Annotated in this window: 13 protein-coding genes; 8 read left to right on the top strand and 5 right to left on the bottom strand. The window is 47.7% G+C overall.

Annotated elements, in window-relative coordinates; translation table 11 throughout:
* Nucleotide 1: 1 nt before the first annotated feature.
* Nucleotides 2–817 (bottom strand): exodeoxyribonuclease III, encoded by an 816-nt coding sequence (xthA, locus tag XMG48_RS07760; protein WP_173481494.1) that lies wholly within the window; start codon nucleotides 815–817, stop codon nucleotides 2–4.
* A 177-nt stretch (nucleotides 818–994) separates the two neighbouring features.
* On the opposite strand from xthA, the gene gorA reads away from it, so the two are divergent.
* Nucleotides 995–2,353 (top strand): glutathione-disulfide reductase, encoded by a 1,359-nt coding sequence (gene gorA / locus XMG48_RS07755; protein WP_173481493.1) that lies wholly within the window; start codon nucleotides 995–997, stop codon nucleotides 2,351–2,353.
* Nucleotides 2,354–2,408: 55 nt separating this feature from the next.
* On the opposite strand, the gene XMG48_RS07750 is transcribed toward gorA, so the two are convergent.
* Entirely contained in the window at nucleotides 2,409–3,575 is a 1,167-nt protein-coding gene (locus XMG48_RS07750; protein WP_173481492.1) for a cation diffusion facilitator family transporter, read from the bottom strand.
* 119 nt (nucleotides 3,576–3,694) lie between these two features.
* Between XMG48_RS07750 and XMG48_RS07745 the strand changes: the two genes are divergently transcribed.
* Entirely contained in the window at nucleotides 3,695–5,230 is a 1,536-nt protein-coding gene (locus XMG48_RS07745; RefSeq protein ID WP_173481491.1) for a chloride channel protein, read from the top strand.
* A 17-nt stretch (nucleotides 5,231–5,247) separates the two neighbouring features.
* Here XMG48_RS07745 and XMG48_RS07740 read toward each other — a convergent pair whose 3' ends face one another.
* Nucleotides 5,248–5,460, bottom strand: a complete 213-nt coding sequence (locus XMG48_RS07740) for a hypothetical protein (RefSeq protein WP_173481490.1) — start codon at nucleotides 5,458–5,460, stop codon at nucleotides 5,248–5,250.
* A 206-nt stretch (nucleotides 5,461–5,666) separates the two neighbouring features.
* On the opposite strand from XMG48_RS07740, the gene XMG48_RS07735 reads away from it, so the two are divergent.
* The 5 genes from XMG48_RS07735 to XMG48_RS07715 all read left to right on the top strand — a co-directional run bounded on the left by XMG48_RS07735 (nucleotide 5,667) and on the right by XMG48_RS07715 (nucleotide 12,326).
* Entirely contained in the window at nucleotides 5,667–8,819 is a 3,153-nt protein-coding gene (locus tag XMG48_RS07735; protein ID WP_217363835.1) for a DUF3427 domain-containing protein, read from the top strand.
* Nucleotides 8,820–9,076: 257 nt separating this feature from the next.
* A complete protein-coding gene (locus tag XMG48_RS07730; protein ID WP_173481489.1) occupies nucleotides 9,077–9,835 on the top strand; it encodes a hypothetical protein in 759 nt (252 codons plus the stop codon).
* Between the two features lie 112 nt (nucleotides 9,836–9,947).
* Complete coding sequence (locus XMG48_RS07725) at nucleotides 9,948–10,718, top strand: type IV toxin-antitoxin system AbiEi family antitoxin (protein ID WP_173481488.1); 771 nt, start codon at nucleotides 9,948–9,950, stop codon at nucleotides 10,716–10,718.
* The gene (locus XMG48_RS07720) at nucleotides 10,715–11,614 is read left to right on the top strand and encodes a nucleotidyl transferase AbiEii/AbiGii toxin family protein (RefSeq protein WP_173481487.1); all 900 of its coding nucleotides are present in this window, start codon (nucleotides 10,715–10,717) and stop codon (nucleotides 11,612–11,614) included. The genes XMG48_RS07725 and XMG48_RS07720 overlap by 4 nt, the downstream gene beginning before the upstream one ends.
* A gap of 19 nt (nucleotides 11,615–11,633) precedes the next feature.
* Nucleotides 11,634–12,326, top strand: a complete 693-nt coding sequence (locus tag XMG48_RS07715; protein ID WP_173481486.1) for an aspartate/glutamate racemase family protein — start codon at nucleotides 11,634–11,636, stop codon at nucleotides 12,324–12,326.
* Nucleotides 12,327–12,473: 147 nt separating this feature from the next.
* Here XMG48_RS07715 and XMG48_RS07710 read toward each other — a convergent pair whose 3' ends face one another.
* A complete protein-coding gene (locus tag XMG48_RS07710; protein ID WP_173481485.1) occupies nucleotides 12,474–13,835 on the bottom strand; it encodes a TrpB-like pyridoxal phosphate-dependent enzyme in 1,362 nt (453 codons plus the stop codon).
* Between the two features lie 210 nt (nucleotides 13,836–14,045).
* Here XMG48_RS07710 and XMG48_RS07705 point away from each other — a divergent pair, with 210 nt between their 5' ends.
* The gene (locus XMG48_RS07705; protein WP_173481484.1) at nucleotides 14,046–14,786 is read left to right on the top strand and encodes a DUF2130 domain-containing protein; all 741 of its coding nucleotides are present in this window, start codon (nucleotides 14,046–14,048) and stop codon (nucleotides 14,784–14,786) included.
* On the opposite strand, the gene XMG48_RS12200 is transcribed toward XMG48_RS07705, so the two are convergent.
* The coding region (locus tag XMG48_RS12200) for an integrase core domain-containing protein (RefSeq protein WP_173481483.1) at nucleotides 14,764–14,877 on the bottom strand (114 nt) is incomplete at its 5' end. The two genes, XMG48_RS07705 and XMG48_RS12200, sit on opposite strands and share 23 nt — an antisense overlap.

The raw sequence follows: 14,877 nt of genomic DNA, 5'->3' as shown, positions 1-14,877 counted from the left end.
ATTAAAGATCGAACTTAGCCCAGACTGGTGCGTGGTCAGAAGGTTTTTCCATACCACGAATATCCACATCGATGCCGGTCTCCACGCACTTTTGCATTAGAGGTTTGGTCGGCATGATCGCATCAATACGCAGACCCCGTTTAGGGGTATCCTCAAACCCGCGACTGCGGTAATCGAACCAACTAAACAGATCGTTGGTCTCTGGATGCTGTTCACGGAATGAGTCAACCAATCCCCAGTCATACAGGCGCTGTAACCACTCACGCTCCTCGGGTTGGAAGCTGGTTTTACCGGTTTTCAGCCAGCGCACACGGTTGGGTTCACCAATGCCGATATCCTTATCGGTCGCAGAGATGTTCAAATCCCCCATCACAAGTAGATTGCTGTTGGGGTCATTATCATTTTGCAGGTAATCACTGAGATCCGCGTAGAATTTGCGTTTAGCAGGGTATTTTGTCTCGTGAGCTATGTTTTCACCCTGTGGGAAATAGCCGTTAATAACACGCAGTGTCTCGCCCTTGGCTGTTTTGAAATCCCCGATGATCATACGACGTTGAGCATCCTCATCATCGGTGACAAACCCTTTTTGAATCGATAAAGCCGGCTCTTTGGAGAGAAGGCAAACCCCGTAGTGGGTCTTTTGACCATGGAAATAGGCGTGGTAACCCAGCTTCTCCATCTCTTCAATCGGGAACTGATCATCATGCACCTTGGTCTCTTGAATACCGATGACATCGGGCGAGTGGCTATCCACCAAAGCCTGCAACTGATGAAAACGCGCACGAATGCCATTGGTATTAAACGAGACAACAAACATAACAACCTCCAAAGTTTAGTGGCTTGGATGCTACCGAAAATGGGGGAGGGTTAAAAGACCAGTCTCATCGCTAATAGCCCCACTCAATCACATCATTTGCGCTTCTTAATTGGATGCAGCCTCTCACACAGGGTAAGCTTAAGTGATTGAATATTAATGATCTCAGATAGGTAGAGCATGAGCGGTTACGATTACGATCTTTTTGTTATTGGTGCAGGGTCTGGTGGTGTGCGTGCGGCGCGTATGGCGGCGGCGAAAGGGGTTAAAGTGGCCGTGGCAGAGGATCTCCATTTGGGCGGTACCTGTGTCAACGTCGGTTGTGTGCCTAAAAAACTCTACGTCTATGCATCGGAGTACATGCAAGAGATCGAAGAGAGTCGCGGCTTTGGTGTCAATGCAGACTCCGTCAGCTTTGATTGGGCGACACTGCGTGACAACAAAAAGCACGAGATCGCTCGCCTCAATGGTATCTACGGTAAATTGTTGGATAACTCGGGTTGTACCCGTATCAATGGACGTGCGACGGTGACAGGCCCTAATTCAGTCAGCGTGAATGGTGAGACAATAACGGCTGAGCGTATTTTAGTGGCAGTCGGTGGTTGGCCATTTGTGCCCGATATTCCCGGTAAAGAGCACGCCATCACATCAAACGAAGTCTTTGATCTAGACAGCTTCCCACAGCGCGTCATGGTGGTCGGTGGTGGTTACATTGCCATTGAGTTCGCCGGTATTTTTGCCGGTCTGCAAGCACAAACGGAACTGGTCTACCGAGGCGATCTATTCTTGCGTGGCTTTGACCAAGAGGTGCGCGAGTTCACGGCAACTGAAGTGGCTCGCAAAGGCATTAAATTAAGCTTTAATACCGATGTCGCCAGCATTGAGAAACGCTCTGACGGTGCACTCGATGTGACCCTGTCTAACGGTGAAGTCCGTGTTGTTGATCAGATTCTGTACGCCACAGGTCGTGTGCCTAAAACGGCCAACCTTGGGCTCGAATCAGCAGGCGTAGCGATGAATAACAAAGGTGCCATTGAGGTTAACGATCGTTTCCAAAGCTCAGTGCCATCAATTTACGCCTTAGGTGATGTGATCGATCGTGTTCAGTTAACGCCTGTCGCGCTCGCTGAGGCGATGTCGTTGGTTGATCACCTCTATGGCAGCGGTGAGGGCGAACTGCCTAACTATGAGTTAATCCCAACGGCGGTCTTCTGCCAGCCCAATATTGGTACTTTGGGACTAACGGAAGAGCAGGCGCGTGAACGCTTTGACAGCGTGGATGTTTACGTTTCTGATTTCAGAGCGATGCGCCACACCATCTCGGGTAGTGAAGAGCGCACACTGATGAAACTGATCGTGGAGTCTGCCACTGATAAAATCGTGGGCATTCATATGGTCGGTGCGGATGCTGGAGAAATCTTGCAAGGTCTTGCTGTTGCAGTGATCGCTGGCGCGACTAAACGTGATTTCGATCGAACGATCGGCATTCACCCAACGGCTGCTGAAGAGTTTGTAACAATGAGGCAGAAAACCCGTTAACCATTAAAGCCACTGGTATCGGTGTGTTTAATGGCCGATACCAGTGTGTTACTTCTTATTGTGCAACCACCAACACTTCTAGATGGTGAAGCCAACTGTGTTTGCTTAACGTCTCTTTAAGCGCCTGCTTCAACTGACTGGGCGTCAGTGATTTCTCATCCAGTAACGGCTGCATAGCCGGTAGTAGACGAATCTCTAAATCAACCTTCTTCGGCGAATAGTAGAGCTGCAGCTGATAACCACTGCTGCTGCCAACGGCATCGTTCAATGCAGCATCAACCGCTTCTCGAATGGTGCCACGAGTCGGCATGATCGGGCAGCTCAACTCATCTAAATGCTCATCATTGTAGGTATCGATGTGGAAGATCACTTGGCTGATCTCCGGAAACGCCTCGGTCAACGCGCAGACCGCTTGGTCCCCTAAATAGTGGCCTTCGCTGGCGCTTAAATGCGGAGCAACCTGAAGGTGCATCTCTAGAATGATCTGGCTTCCCATAGGACGCGATTTGAAGTCGTGAACATTAATGATGCCCTCAACCTCATTCACAACGGCACGAAACTCGGCGGCTTGCTCTTCGGGTAGGGCGGTATCAACCAACTCAGTAAGACTGCGTTTAACCAGTCCCCAACCGATCTTAGTGACTAGGCCCGCTACCAATACTGCCGCCACTGCATCAAGCCAAACCCAGCCGAGCATGGCCCCAATGAGTGCAACAAACACCACAATCGATGACAGTGCATCGGTACGAGAGTGCCAGGCGTTCGCAATCAATAGATCCGACTTAAGGCGCTTGCCCACCGCAAGGCTGTAGCGGAAGATCCACTCCTTAGAGATGATCGAGATGGCAGCAACAACCAGAGCCGGCCAGGTAGGCACCTCGGCAGGGACACCTGAGAATAGATTGCTGATTAACTCGTAGGCCATACCAAGACCGACCAGAATCAAGACAACACCCAACGCCGTGGTACCCACAGTCTCAAAACGACCATGACCCCAAGGGTGATCTTCGTCGGGCTCTTGATGGGAAATGCGTAGAACCGCAATCACCATAAAATCGGTGGCAAGATCTGAGAGCGAATGAACACCGTCAGCAATCAGGGCAGCCGAGTTGGCAAAAAAACCAACCACAATTTTCGTCACCCCTAAAAAGAGATCGACGGCTGAACCAATGAGTGTGACTTTTTCGGCCTCTTTACGGCGGGTATCCAGTTCGTTTTGCATGAAAGCTCCCAGAATTAACTCTGATAAGGATAAGTGACTAAGGCATTCAGGGCCAGAGTCTCTGTACAATGAATGTGATAAAATTTTATCTATTCATTCATGACTATTGGCCTAGCGACATGTCTTCAAAGCCGTCAGATACGACACCCAACTCAAGTAGAGCGTCGTTTAATAAATTACCCCAGCTTGTGCTATTAGGTATCGCCGTCGGCGTCGTCACCGCATTGGTGATGGGGCTGTTTCGTTGGCTCATTACGCTACCGACTGAACTGGTTAGCGGGCTTGGGTTGTCGACATCTGATCCTTGGGTTCTTTTTGCTCTGCCTGTAACGGGTTCTGTGCTCTTATGGCTCTTTTGGAGTGGTCAATCTAAAGACAGTCGCCGAGTGGGCATACCGCATCTTTTTGAGCACCTCTCTTACCAACATGGCGCCTTACCCTTTAAAAACTTATTGAATCAGATCGTGGGTGCGACCTTGGCTATAGGCACCGGACAACCAGTAGGTCGTGAAGGGCCTGGGGTTCATATTGGTGCGGCGTTCAGTAGTTGGTTGGGCACCAAAGTCGGGGTCTCCAACAGTTATCAAAGGCTGCTGATAGGCTGTGGTTCTGCAGCCGCCATTGCTGCGCTCTTTAATACCCCGTTAGCCGGTGTTCTGTTTGCGATGGAGGTTATTCTTCTTGAATACAGCTTGGTCGGTTTTACCGCCATTATTGTCGCCTCCATCAGTGCTGATGCCATCTCCAGAGCCCTATTTGGTTCCCCGGAGCTGTTGGGCCACAGCCTGAAAAGCAGTGACCTGTTTGCTCACCTGCCGGTTCTAGTACTGTTGGCAGTACTCATCGGTGTCGCGGCGTTTCTGTTCCACGAGATCGTCACGCGATTAGCAAAACAGCGTGGGCAATATTGGCCAGCGAAATTGATCTTTTCGGGTCTGTTAGTCGGTGCGTTGGTTGCATATGAACCGATCCTGTTCACCCCAGTACACGCAGTGATGCTGGGTACCCTTGATCAAGCCTATGCGGAACAAGCCCTTTTTCTATTACTCCTCTTCTACCTATTTATACCGCCTCTGGTAATCGGCCTAGGCATACCTGGAGGAATGATAGGGCCCTCGCTTACCTTAGGCGCGTTGATCGGTTCTATCCTTGGTTATCAATTAATCGGCACCGATTTTGAGATTGATCAGGCCAGCCTATCGCTGATCGCAATGGCTGCGATGTTATCAGCGGTCATACATGCACCACTGGCAGCTCTACTGGCCGTATTTGAACTCAGCGGCAATGTCCACACCCTAACGCTAGCCCTCACGGTAATCGTACTCTCAGACCTGATCATGCGATCGCTGTTCAATCGCCCCTCGATCTTTGAACGACTGCTGTTGCTTCAAGGCTTAAGTCGAAATACTCAAATCTACAGACGCGTCATGACCAGCCACAGCGTTAAAGAGTTAATGATTCAGCTGAGTGAAAGTAATGCCGATTTTGCTACAGATGAACAAGTAGTGATTGAATCCAAAGCGACCCTGTTACAAGCGATGGAGTTGATGCAATCGAGTGGCCAAGATGAGTTGCTTGTCTCTAGAAAGGGTCGACCCATAGGCAGGGTTCTAAGAGACGATATTGAGCGCTTTTTTAAAGAGGCGAGTGAGTAACAATCACCACCACAACCTTACATAAAGTCTCGGCCAATACTCTTTTTTGCAAGGACCTCCTCGTAGAGTTCAAGGATTGTTTGGCTATGTTCTCTTGCAACATCAGTCAAACTTTCCTTAGCCATAATGACTTTCTCGTCTCTGATCGCTTCGCGAAGCTGTTCAGGCGTCCACTGTTCCGCGTAAGACCTAAGGGACTCGATGTAGCTATGTGGTTTTACTTTAATCATACATAAGCTCTAATGTGTATATTTATACAGTATATTGGTTTGTGCCATTGTAATAAAGAGCTTTTGAGGCTTATTTGATTTGAATCTGGAGTGGATGCTGATTGAAGCGTGGCTTTTAATTAGGTGGCCAATAGGTACTGTGTACTAAAAAAATCTCTAATCGATATTATAAGATCAAGTCAGCTTATCAAAATTTGGACTCACCTATGAATGACACAATGCAGCAAGTTGGTATTTATGAACAGTTAATTACTCAATTGGTCTCCAGTCGTCTAGATAGAGATCATTACTACGTAGGTGAACGCACTCTAAATGGAGACGAAGCATCTCTGTGGTTGTCGCGGTTTCTGGGCCAGATACTAGAATATGCGATTGAAGCGGTGCCCTCGGGTGACGATCGTCTCCAGCAGCAGATTAATCTATCAAATGAGTTATTGCTTTGGCTAAAAAAGCAGATTCAGGATGATGGTTTCTTAGATGATAATTTATTGGCAAGCCAAGGGAAGATCCTGACTGCTCTTTACGAACTCGATAATCCTGTTGCCGCGGACTTGAGAAGCTATGTTGACGACATATTCCCAGTGACTGGACTTACACAAAGTGAGCTGTTCAGCGGCAGTAATGCAGGGCTGTCGCTAGAATCTGAATTGAAAAGAGAGATTCTTTCAGCCGATAAAATTTATTGGCTCGTTTCGTTCATCAAGTGGGCTGGGATTCGTATTTTCCGTAAGGAGCTGGAGGCGTTCACTGCTAGCGGTCGGGAGCTCAACATCATAACTACTTCGTACATGGGCGCGACAGACGCTAAAGCAATTGAGTATCTAGCTGGGTTGCCAAATACCAAGATCAAATTAAGCTACAACACTGATCGAGAACGCCTACATGCAAAAAGCTATCTATTTCTACGCAATACTGGCTTTCACACTGGATACATAGGGTCTTCAAACCTGTCGCGCTCAGCGCTGACCAATGGCCTTGAATGGAACCTAAAAATCACCTCTCAAGAAATACCCCATATCATCCATAAATCGATGAGTATGTTTGAAACCTACTGGGCCTCTAACGAATTCGAGATATTCACCGGCGATCTTGAAAGTGTGCAAAAGCTTAAAACAGCACTGCGTCGGGAACGTGGTACTGAAGAATCAAGTCCGAATCATTTTTTCGATATAACACCGTTTCCGCATCAGCGAGACATATTGGAACAACTGACGGTTGAACGCGAGATTCACAACCGCTATCGCAATCTGGTAGTTGCCGCAACCGGGACAGGCAAAACTCTAATCTCAGCTTTTGACTTCGACAGATTCTTGAAATCAAAGCCAGACGCCAAGTTTTTGTTTGTTGCCCATAGAGAAGAAATACTGAAGCAGGCGCGGTGGGCCTATCGGGGTGTTCTGCGCAACGGAAATTTCGGGGAGTTATGGGTCGGCGGTCACACCCCGGAACACTATCGCCAGTTGTTCGTGTCGATCCAAACCCTCAACAACCAAATTTCTAATTTACAGCTCACTTCTGACTACTATGACTATATCGTGGTCGATGAGGTACATCACATCTCAGCTGGGAGTTACCGAACACTACTTGAACACTTCGCCCCTTCAATTTTACTAGGTCTTACTGCCACACCCGAGCGTCACGATGGTGGTGATATCCTCGGAGATTTTTGTGGTGTCATAGCCGCTGAAATTCGATTGCCAGAAGCCATTAACCGCCGGCACTTGTGTCCATTTCAATACTTTGGCATCGATGATGATACCGATCTTCGAACGATTCCTTGGAGTCGAGGACGCTACGACATCGCGCAGCTAACGAACCTGTACACCCATAATCATGCGCGATTCGCGAGAATTTTACTGAGTCTGCAGGAAATTATTACTGACCTCAGGAACATGAGAGCGCTGGCATTCTGTGTTAGCAAAGATCACGCTGACTATATGGCGAAACAGTTTTTGCTAAAGGGCATCAAAGCTGATGTCTTAACCAGTGATAACAGCCATGAACGTCAACAGAAGCAGCAGGCAATTCGATCGGGATCGATCAACGTTCTTTGCGTAGTTGATATATTTAACGAGGGTATCGACATTCCCGAAATTGATACGCTTCTATTTTTGCGACCTACCGAAAGTTTGACCATTTTCCTACAACAGCTGGGCCGAGGTTTGCGACTCTCGGATGGAAAGGACTGTTGTACTGTGCTCGACTTCGTAGGTAATTCTCGACCTGAATATGATTTTGCAAACAAGTTCCGCGCCCTAGTAGGTAAAAGTAGCAGTGCGATTTCAGACGAAATTAAACAGGGCTTCCCACATGCTCCACTCGGTTGCCGTATAGAGCTAAGCAAACGAACTCAGGAAATGGTTCTGACCAATATTCGTCAGGCCACACTCACAACACAGCGTCTTTTAGGAATGATTCGGCAATTCCCACAGCATTCTTCTCTACCGTTAACGCTTGGCAATTTCCTGATCCATAACCCTCATATTGACCTTGCTGACCTATACAAACGCGGCTGCTGGACTGATCTTGTGCAGCAAGCACAAGACAAATCTTTTCCGGAAAATGTGGAATCAAGCCAACTGAGTATGCTCCGTAAAGCCATACACAATCGTATTCTGACGTGCGACGATCATGCCTACTTAAAATACTTGCAACAGCTGTGTCAAAACGGTTTTACACCCCCAGACGACCCAGGCCGGCATGGGCTTATGGCCCACTATGATTTCTGGCAAAAAACAGGACCAGAGAGTGGATTCAGCACACTCTCAGAAAGTTTAGGGGCATTGAATATTGATCCCCTAAGAAATGAATTAATCGACGTACTGAATTGGCAGATTTCAAGAATAAAGCATCAGCAACCCATGATAGCTGGACTCAGTATAGTTCCGTTGAGATTGCATGCGCGTTATGCCCGTGAGCAGATCTTAGTCGCCTTTGGAGCAACAACCTTTGAGCGCCAGCCTCCCGCACGAGAGGGCGTCTTTGTGATTCAAACTGAGAACATCGAGCTCTTGTTCGTCACGCTCGACAAGAACGAAAAGCAGTTTTCGCCCACAACGATGTACCATGATTACGCCATAAATGAAGAGTTATTCCATTGGCAGTCACAAAACTCAGCAAGACCCGATCGAGGGCGTGGCCTCGATTACATCCGTCACCGGGAGATCGGCAAGCGGCTGTTCCTTTTTGTGCGTGAGAACTCGAAAGACGCGATAGGGCGCACTATGGGATTTGTTAATTATGGGGAAGTTGAATACGTGTCACATACGGGTTCGCAGCCAATGAATATTACTTGGCGGTTGAAAGAGCCGATGCCGAACTTTATGTGGCATCAAGCCGCAAAGCTGGCTGTCGGTTAGATTTAGTTGATATGCATAAAGAGCGGTCAAAGTAGCTATGAAGAATGTGAACGGGGTTTTGTGCCCTTGCAGTAGCGGTAAGTTTGAACACCACTGCTGTGCGATCAAGGATTACGCAGCAGACTATGAGGACCTCGAAGCGTATTTAAACGCGCGATCTCACAATTCGATAGATGACCTGCAGCGGTCAGCGGATGAATTCATGAAAGGCAAGAACAACGTGCCCTTGCAGGAGTTCTGCGGCTTCTCCGCCAGCCATGGGTTACTTGTTGTACGAGCCGTTTACGTCTGACAGTACGATCGTATTCAACGAGCCCATCTCGCCGCCGATGAACTCTCCAGTCATGATCGCGCTAACCGAACTGATTGAAGGCATCCCCACGGATGGTGTGAAAGCCACGACAAAGGGAAATTTACCAATGGCTATCTGTCGTCCAGTAGCCGCCAAACTGCTTGAGCAAACACCTGAGCGTGGCCGCTATCGCTACGAGAAGTTTCGGAACGAAGAAGATTTGATGCCCTTGCTTTTGGTTCGACTTCTGTTGGGCATTGGTGGCTACTTAAAGAAAACGAAAGGGCGGTTTAACTGGACGAAAAAAGGCAGAGACTTTATCGGTCACTCTGCGGGGCATTGTTATCTTGAACTTTTCAAACTGGCAGCTTCGCGCTTCAACTGGGGCTATTTTGACGGTTACCCTGATGTCCCTATTATCCAGCAAGGGTTCGCCTACACACTCTTTCTCGTGCAGTCGTACGGTGATTATCCTAAACCAGAATCGTTCTACACGCAGCTGTTTCTAGAGGCCTTCCCAATGGGTTTGATGGAGATCGATGACAGTGATCACCGAGAGGCGAACGCTCGTTTCGAAAGCTGCTACACCGTGCGCAGTTTCGATCGTTTTATGGAGTATTTTGGTTTAATCGAGTCGCAGCTTATACCTGCTGAGATGGGTAAAGCTGTGGCACTGAGAAAGACCCATGACCTAGATGGTCTAGTTCGTTTTTGTATCACCTAGCACCCGAACTTGAGTTTATATTTTCAAATATATAGGTATTTTAAATACCTATAATCAAATAATATTAAACCTTCTTCTTGCTTTAGTTTACATTGTTTAATATATTGGCATCATGAATACCGATAATCGAAGTAAATTAAACCGCCTTCTGACATCACAACCCGATGGGGTTGTGATCGCATCTGCCTGGCTGACGACACAAGGCTACAGTCTTGATCTGCAGAAACAGTATCGGAAAAGCCGATGGTTTGATTCGATCGGACGTGGTGCCTTGGTTCGTCACAATGACTGTGTAAGCTATCTCGGCGCAATCTACGCACTACAAACGCAGCTAAACTTATCCGTTCATCCCGGCGGACGAACAGCGCTTACCCTACAGGGCAAGGCGCACTATCTGGAACTTGCCCTGGATGAGGTGCGTCTATTTGGCAGAGTGGGAGAAACACTCCCCTCATGGTTTCAGAAATACGACTGGGGTGTTCGACCTCAATACACCCGTTCTGACTTTCTTCCGCCCAGCATAGGGTTAATCGAACATACGTATGAAGGTTTCTCTGTAAAAATATCTTCCGCTGTGAGAGCCATCCTTGAATGTCTGTATTTGGCTCCCGCTGAACAGTCACTGCTCGAAGTTTATGAACTAATGGAAGGGCTCAATAATCTGCGTCCAAGCCGTGTTCAAGAATTATTGGAGAGTTGTACCTCAGTAAAAGTGAAGCGCTTGTTTTTATACTTAGCTGACAAAGCAGGTCACGAGTGGTTCAACCATCTGAACGTCGAAAAGATCGACCTTGGGAAGGGCAAGCGCGCCTTAGTGAACGAGGGCGTCTATGTCCCCAAATACCAAATAACAGTTCCACCAGAGCTGGAGCGTGCCCAATGAATAACGGTTACAAACGCCAGGTAAAGCTGCTGTTAGACGTGCTCCCGGAGGTTGCCAGAGAGTCCAGCTTTGCGCTTCATGGTGGCACGGCTATCAACCTTTTTATTCGGGATATGCCGCGGTTGTCCGTAGATATCGATCTCACTTATATTGGATTTGACGATCGAAATACCGCCCTGCAAGGCATTAACGCGGGGTTAGAGCGAATCAAAACTCGAATCGAAGGTTTGCGTAGTTCGATCAAGGTTCAGCATCATAGTGATGTTTGTAAGCTCTTAGTCGATGATCAGGGTGTAAAGATCAAACTTGAGGTCAACACAATTGGACGAGGACTGCTCCACGAAGCTAACCGGATGCCGCTGTGTGACAGGGCGCAAGAAGAGTTCGATGTGTTTTGCGCTATACCCGTTGTACCTCTATCTCAACTCTATGGTGGAAAGATATGTGCAGCATTAGACCGCCAACACCCGAGGGATCTGTTTGATGTCCGCCTTCTCAGTGATGAAGAGGGAATCGGTGATAATGTGAAATTAGGCATCATCTACGGACTGCTCTGCTCTAATCGCCCGACTCATGAAATGTTGAATCCTCGCTTGAGCGATCAACGTGCGGCTTATGAAAATCAATTCAGAGGCATGAGTGACGTCACTTTCTCTTATACAGATTTCGAAGAGACACGAGCTCTGCTCATTGCCAGAGTCAAATCACTACTGAATGATGTTGATCGAGAGTTCTTACTGGGTGTTAACCGACTCGAGCCGGACTGGTCTCATTACAATTTTCAGGAATTCCCCGCCATCAAGTGGAAGTTACTAAATCTACAAAATTTTAAAAACCAGAAACCTGACGTATACCGTGCACACTTATCAGCATTGGATGACTACTTGAAGAGATAGAGATGTCAGAGAGGTTTACATGAACACTATCGGTCTACTGGGCGGCATGAGCTGGGAAAGTACGCTTAGCTACTACAAAGCCATCAATGAAGGCGTTAAGAAAAGACTCGGTGGTCTTCACTCCGCTCAAATTGCACTTTATAGCGTCGACTTCGATCAGATTGAGAAACTCCAGCACGAGGGTAACTGGGACGGTACAGCTGAAATTCTGACAGAGGCTGCTCAGAGAGTTGAAGCAGCAGGCGCTGATTTCTTACTTATCTGCACCAACACAATGCACAAAGTGGCGCCACAAATTGAAAGCGGCATCAATATTCCGCTCATCCATATCGCAGATGCAACAGCGGAAACACTGGTATCCAGAGGTATCCAAAAGGTCGGTTTGCTCGGAACTGCATTCACAATGGAGCAGGACTTTTATAAAGGGCGTCTCACAGATAAATACGGGCTCGATGTCATTGTGCCCGATGCTAATGACCGCTCCTTTATTCACCGAGTTATCTACGAGGAACTTTGTCTAGGCACAGTCACTGCTGAGGCGAAGGATGGATATTTACTTGTCATTGATCGACTTGCAGCAGAAGGTGCGGAGGCAGTTATCCTGGGCTGCACAGAAATTGGCTTGCTAGTAAAACAAGAAGATACAGAGGTCGATCTTTTCGACACGACAGAGATTCATGCACAAGCTGCAGTGAATGCTTGTTTGCTATAATGAAGTTTACAGGTAAAGAGTTAATGACCCCATTGGATCCTTGCCTGATGTCTCCGAAGCATTCCATTCCAGATAAGCCAAGCATTTACTCAAAAAAACCGCACCAATATTTAGTGCGGCTTTTGGAGTAGGATTACCAAACGGCTATTAAAGGTTTGGTACGGTTTCCATCGATTTATCGATAACGGATTGTTCTAGATCCGCATCAACCATTTGACCCGCCAAGAAGTTCTCATAAGCGGCTAAATCTAAGTGACCATGGCCACACAGTGCAGTCAGAATGACCTTCTCTTCACCTGATTCTTTACACGCCAGTGCCTCACGAATAGCAGCGGCAATCGCATGAGTAGGCTCTGGCGCAGGAACAATGCCTTCAGTGCGAGCGAATTTCAGCGCTCCTTCAAAACATTCCGTTTGAGGAATATTAATCGCTTCGACCATACCCAACTCATAGAGGTGAGAGACCAAAGGCGCCATACCGTGATAACGAAGACCACCCGCGTGAATGGTATCTGGAATGAAATCATGTCCAAGCGTGTGCATCTTCATTAACGGTGTCATGCCGGCTGTATCGCCAAAGTCATAACGGAACTCGCCACGTGTCAGGGTAGGGCATGCAGAGGGCTCAACACAGCGTATGGTCGGATTCATCTTACCGGCCATTTTCTCTCTCAAAAACGGGAATGCTAAGCCACCAAAGTTAGAGCCGCCACCGGTACAGCCTACTAATACGTCTGGTGTCTCACCCACTTTAGCCAGCTGTAACAGTGCCTCTTCGCCAATAATAGTTTGGTGCATCAACACGTGATTAAGAACGGAGCCAAGTGCATAGCGTGCTTCTGGGTTAGCCGCAGCTTCACCCACCGCTTCAGAGATCGCTATACCTAGAGAGCCAGGGTGGTTTGGATCCTCAGCCAATAAGCTTCGGCCGTATTCCGTTCGATCTGATGGGCTTGGATGAAGTATTCCACCATATATCTCCATCATTGTTTTACGGTAAGGCTTTGAACGGTAAGAGGCAGCCACTTGCCAGATCTCACACTCCATACCAAATTGCGAGCAGGCAAACGCTAAAGAGGTACCCCATTGCCCTGCACCCGTCTCAGTAGTGAGTTTTTTGATGCCCTCTTTGTAGTTGTAATAAGCCTGAGGTACGGCTGTATTAGGTTTATGAGAGCCTGCTGGGCTAACACCTTCATATTTATAATAAATCTTAGCCGGTGTATCTAGCAGTTTCTCTAGACGACGAGCACGGAAGAGAGGCGAAGGGCGCCATAGTTTGTAAACGTCTAGAACCTCACCAGGAATGTCAATGAAGCGCTCTTGGCTCATCTCTTGCTCTATTAACGCCATCGGAAATAATGGTGCAAAGTCCTCAGCCGTTGCTGGTTGCATCGTGCCTGGATGAAGCGGTGGAGCCATTGGTTCTGGGAGGTCGGGAAGAATGTTATACCATTGCGTGGGCATTTCATCTTCGGTTAGTAAAATCTTGTTATCGTTCTCGAACATATTGCCTCTCTTTTATTTTTAGGATTCAGCTATATGAGGTTAAACGATTTTAAAATGTAAGTTCAACCATCAATCTAATGAGGATTTAATTGGGATACTGGTAGTTATTGAGTCGTTGAAATGACAAAATAAAGTGTCTCAATATTTGTACTTGTGCTGATTGTAGCGTTTACCCACTGGGACTGTTTACTCAGAAACCTTGGAGTTTTTATGAACGAAATCATCTGCCCACATTGCGATACGGCTTTCAAAATCGATGAAGCGGGCTACGCTGATATCCTGAAACAAGTCCATGACAGTGAGTTCGATGCCGCTCTTCATGAACGCCTCGCTCTGGCAGAGAAAGAAAAACAAAATGAACTCGCCTTAGCCAGTGAGCGTGCTACCGCTCAGGTACAACAAGCCACGGCTGAGAAAGACGCTCAAATACAAAAGCTTCTGTCACAGCTAGAGCAGAATGAAACTGCTAAACAATTGGCCGTCTCAGAAGCCCTCAAAGCCGTTGAGAAAGAGCGTGACACACTAGCCAACGCTCTAGAACAAGTTAAGAAAGAGGCCGAGACCGCCCAACAACTCGCCTCTGCAGAGCTCATTCGCCAACACCAAGAGACCGCTGCAGCACAAGAGCGGACCATTGCCGAGCTCAAAGCTCAACTTGAAGCTAAAAGTACTGAACAGCAACTTGCAATCACTCAAGCTGTCTCAACTGTTCAACAAGAGAGAGATCAGCTGAAGTACTCCCTCGATCAAGCTGAAATGCAGAAACAGATCTCTGAGCAGAACCTCAAAGAGAAGTACGAGACGCAGATCAAAGATCGTGATGAAGCCATCGAGCGATTGAAAGATCTAAAAGCGAAGCTGTCCACCAAAATGGTGGGGGAGACCCTGGAGCAGCACTGTGAAGTCACGTTTAACCGTAGACTTCCCGTCAAGCGCACAGTTCGTTACTAGAAATTTCTGTTGTTACTAATTCTTTAAATTCTGCTGGCGTTACGTTTCCAAGCGATTCGTGTGGTCGCTCTTCGTTGTAAGTGATTCGCCA

The organism is Marinobacterium sp. xm-g-48 (assembly GCF_013282925.1).
In the GTDB taxonomy this organism is placed as follows: domain Bacteria; phylum Pseudomonadota; class Gammaproteobacteria; order Pseudomonadales; family Balneatricaceae; genus Marinobacterium_E.
The sequence above is the reverse complement of the archived record's forward strand: the minus strand, read 5'-3'. Positions and strand labels throughout refer to the sequence as shown.

What these genes read in the sequence shown, in the direction of transcription:
- gorA (WP_173481493.1), top strand. Translation starts at nt 995, where the DNA reads ATGAGCGGTTACGATTACGATCTTTTTGTTATTGGTGCAGGGTCTGGT.
- XMG48_RS07745 (WP_173481491.1), top strand. Translation starts at nt 3,695, where the DNA reads ATGTCTTCAAAGCCGTCAGATACGACACCCAACTCAAGTAGAGCGTCG.
- XMG48_RS07715 (WP_173481486.1), top strand. Translation starts at nt 11,634, where the DNA reads ATGAACACTATCGGTCTACTGGGCGGCATGAGCTGGGAAAGTACGCTT.
- XMG48_RS07725 (WP_173481488.1), top strand. Translation starts at nt 9,948, where the DNA reads ATGAATACCGATAATCGAAGTAAATTAAACCGCCTTCTGACATCACAA.
- xthA (WP_173481494.1), bottom strand. Translation starts at nt 817, where the DNA reads ATGTTTGTTGTCTCGTTTAATACCAATGGCATTCGTGCGCGTTTTCAT.
- XMG48_RS07740 (WP_173481490.1), bottom strand. Translation starts at nt 5,460, where the DNA reads ATGATTAAAGTAAAACCACATAGCTACATCGAGTCCCTTAGGTCTTAC.
- XMG48_RS07730 (WP_173481489.1), top strand. Translation starts at nt 9,077, where the DNA reads ATGGGTTACTTGTTGTACGAGCCGTTTACGTCTGACAGTACGATCGTA.
- XMG48_RS07720 (WP_173481487.1), top strand. Translation starts at nt 10,715, where the DNA reads ATGAATAACGGTTACAAACGCCAGGTAAAGCTGCTGTTAGACGTGCTC.
- XMG48_RS07705 (WP_173481484.1), top strand. Translation starts at nt 14,046, where the DNA reads ATGAACGAAATCATCTGCCCACATTGCGATACGGCTTTCAAAATCGAT.
- XMG48_RS07750 (WP_173481492.1), bottom strand. Translation starts at nt 3,575, where the DNA reads ATGCAAAACGAACTGGATACCCGCCGTAAAGAGGCCGAAAAAGTCACA.
- XMG48_RS07710 (WP_173481485.1), bottom strand. Translation starts at nt 13,835, where the DNA reads ATGTTCGAGAACGATAACAAGATTTTACTAACCGAAGATGAAATGCCC.
- XMG48_RS07735 (WP_217363835.1), top strand. Translation starts at nt 5,667, where the DNA reads ATGAATGACACAATGCAGCAAGTTGGTATTTATGAACAGTTAATTACT.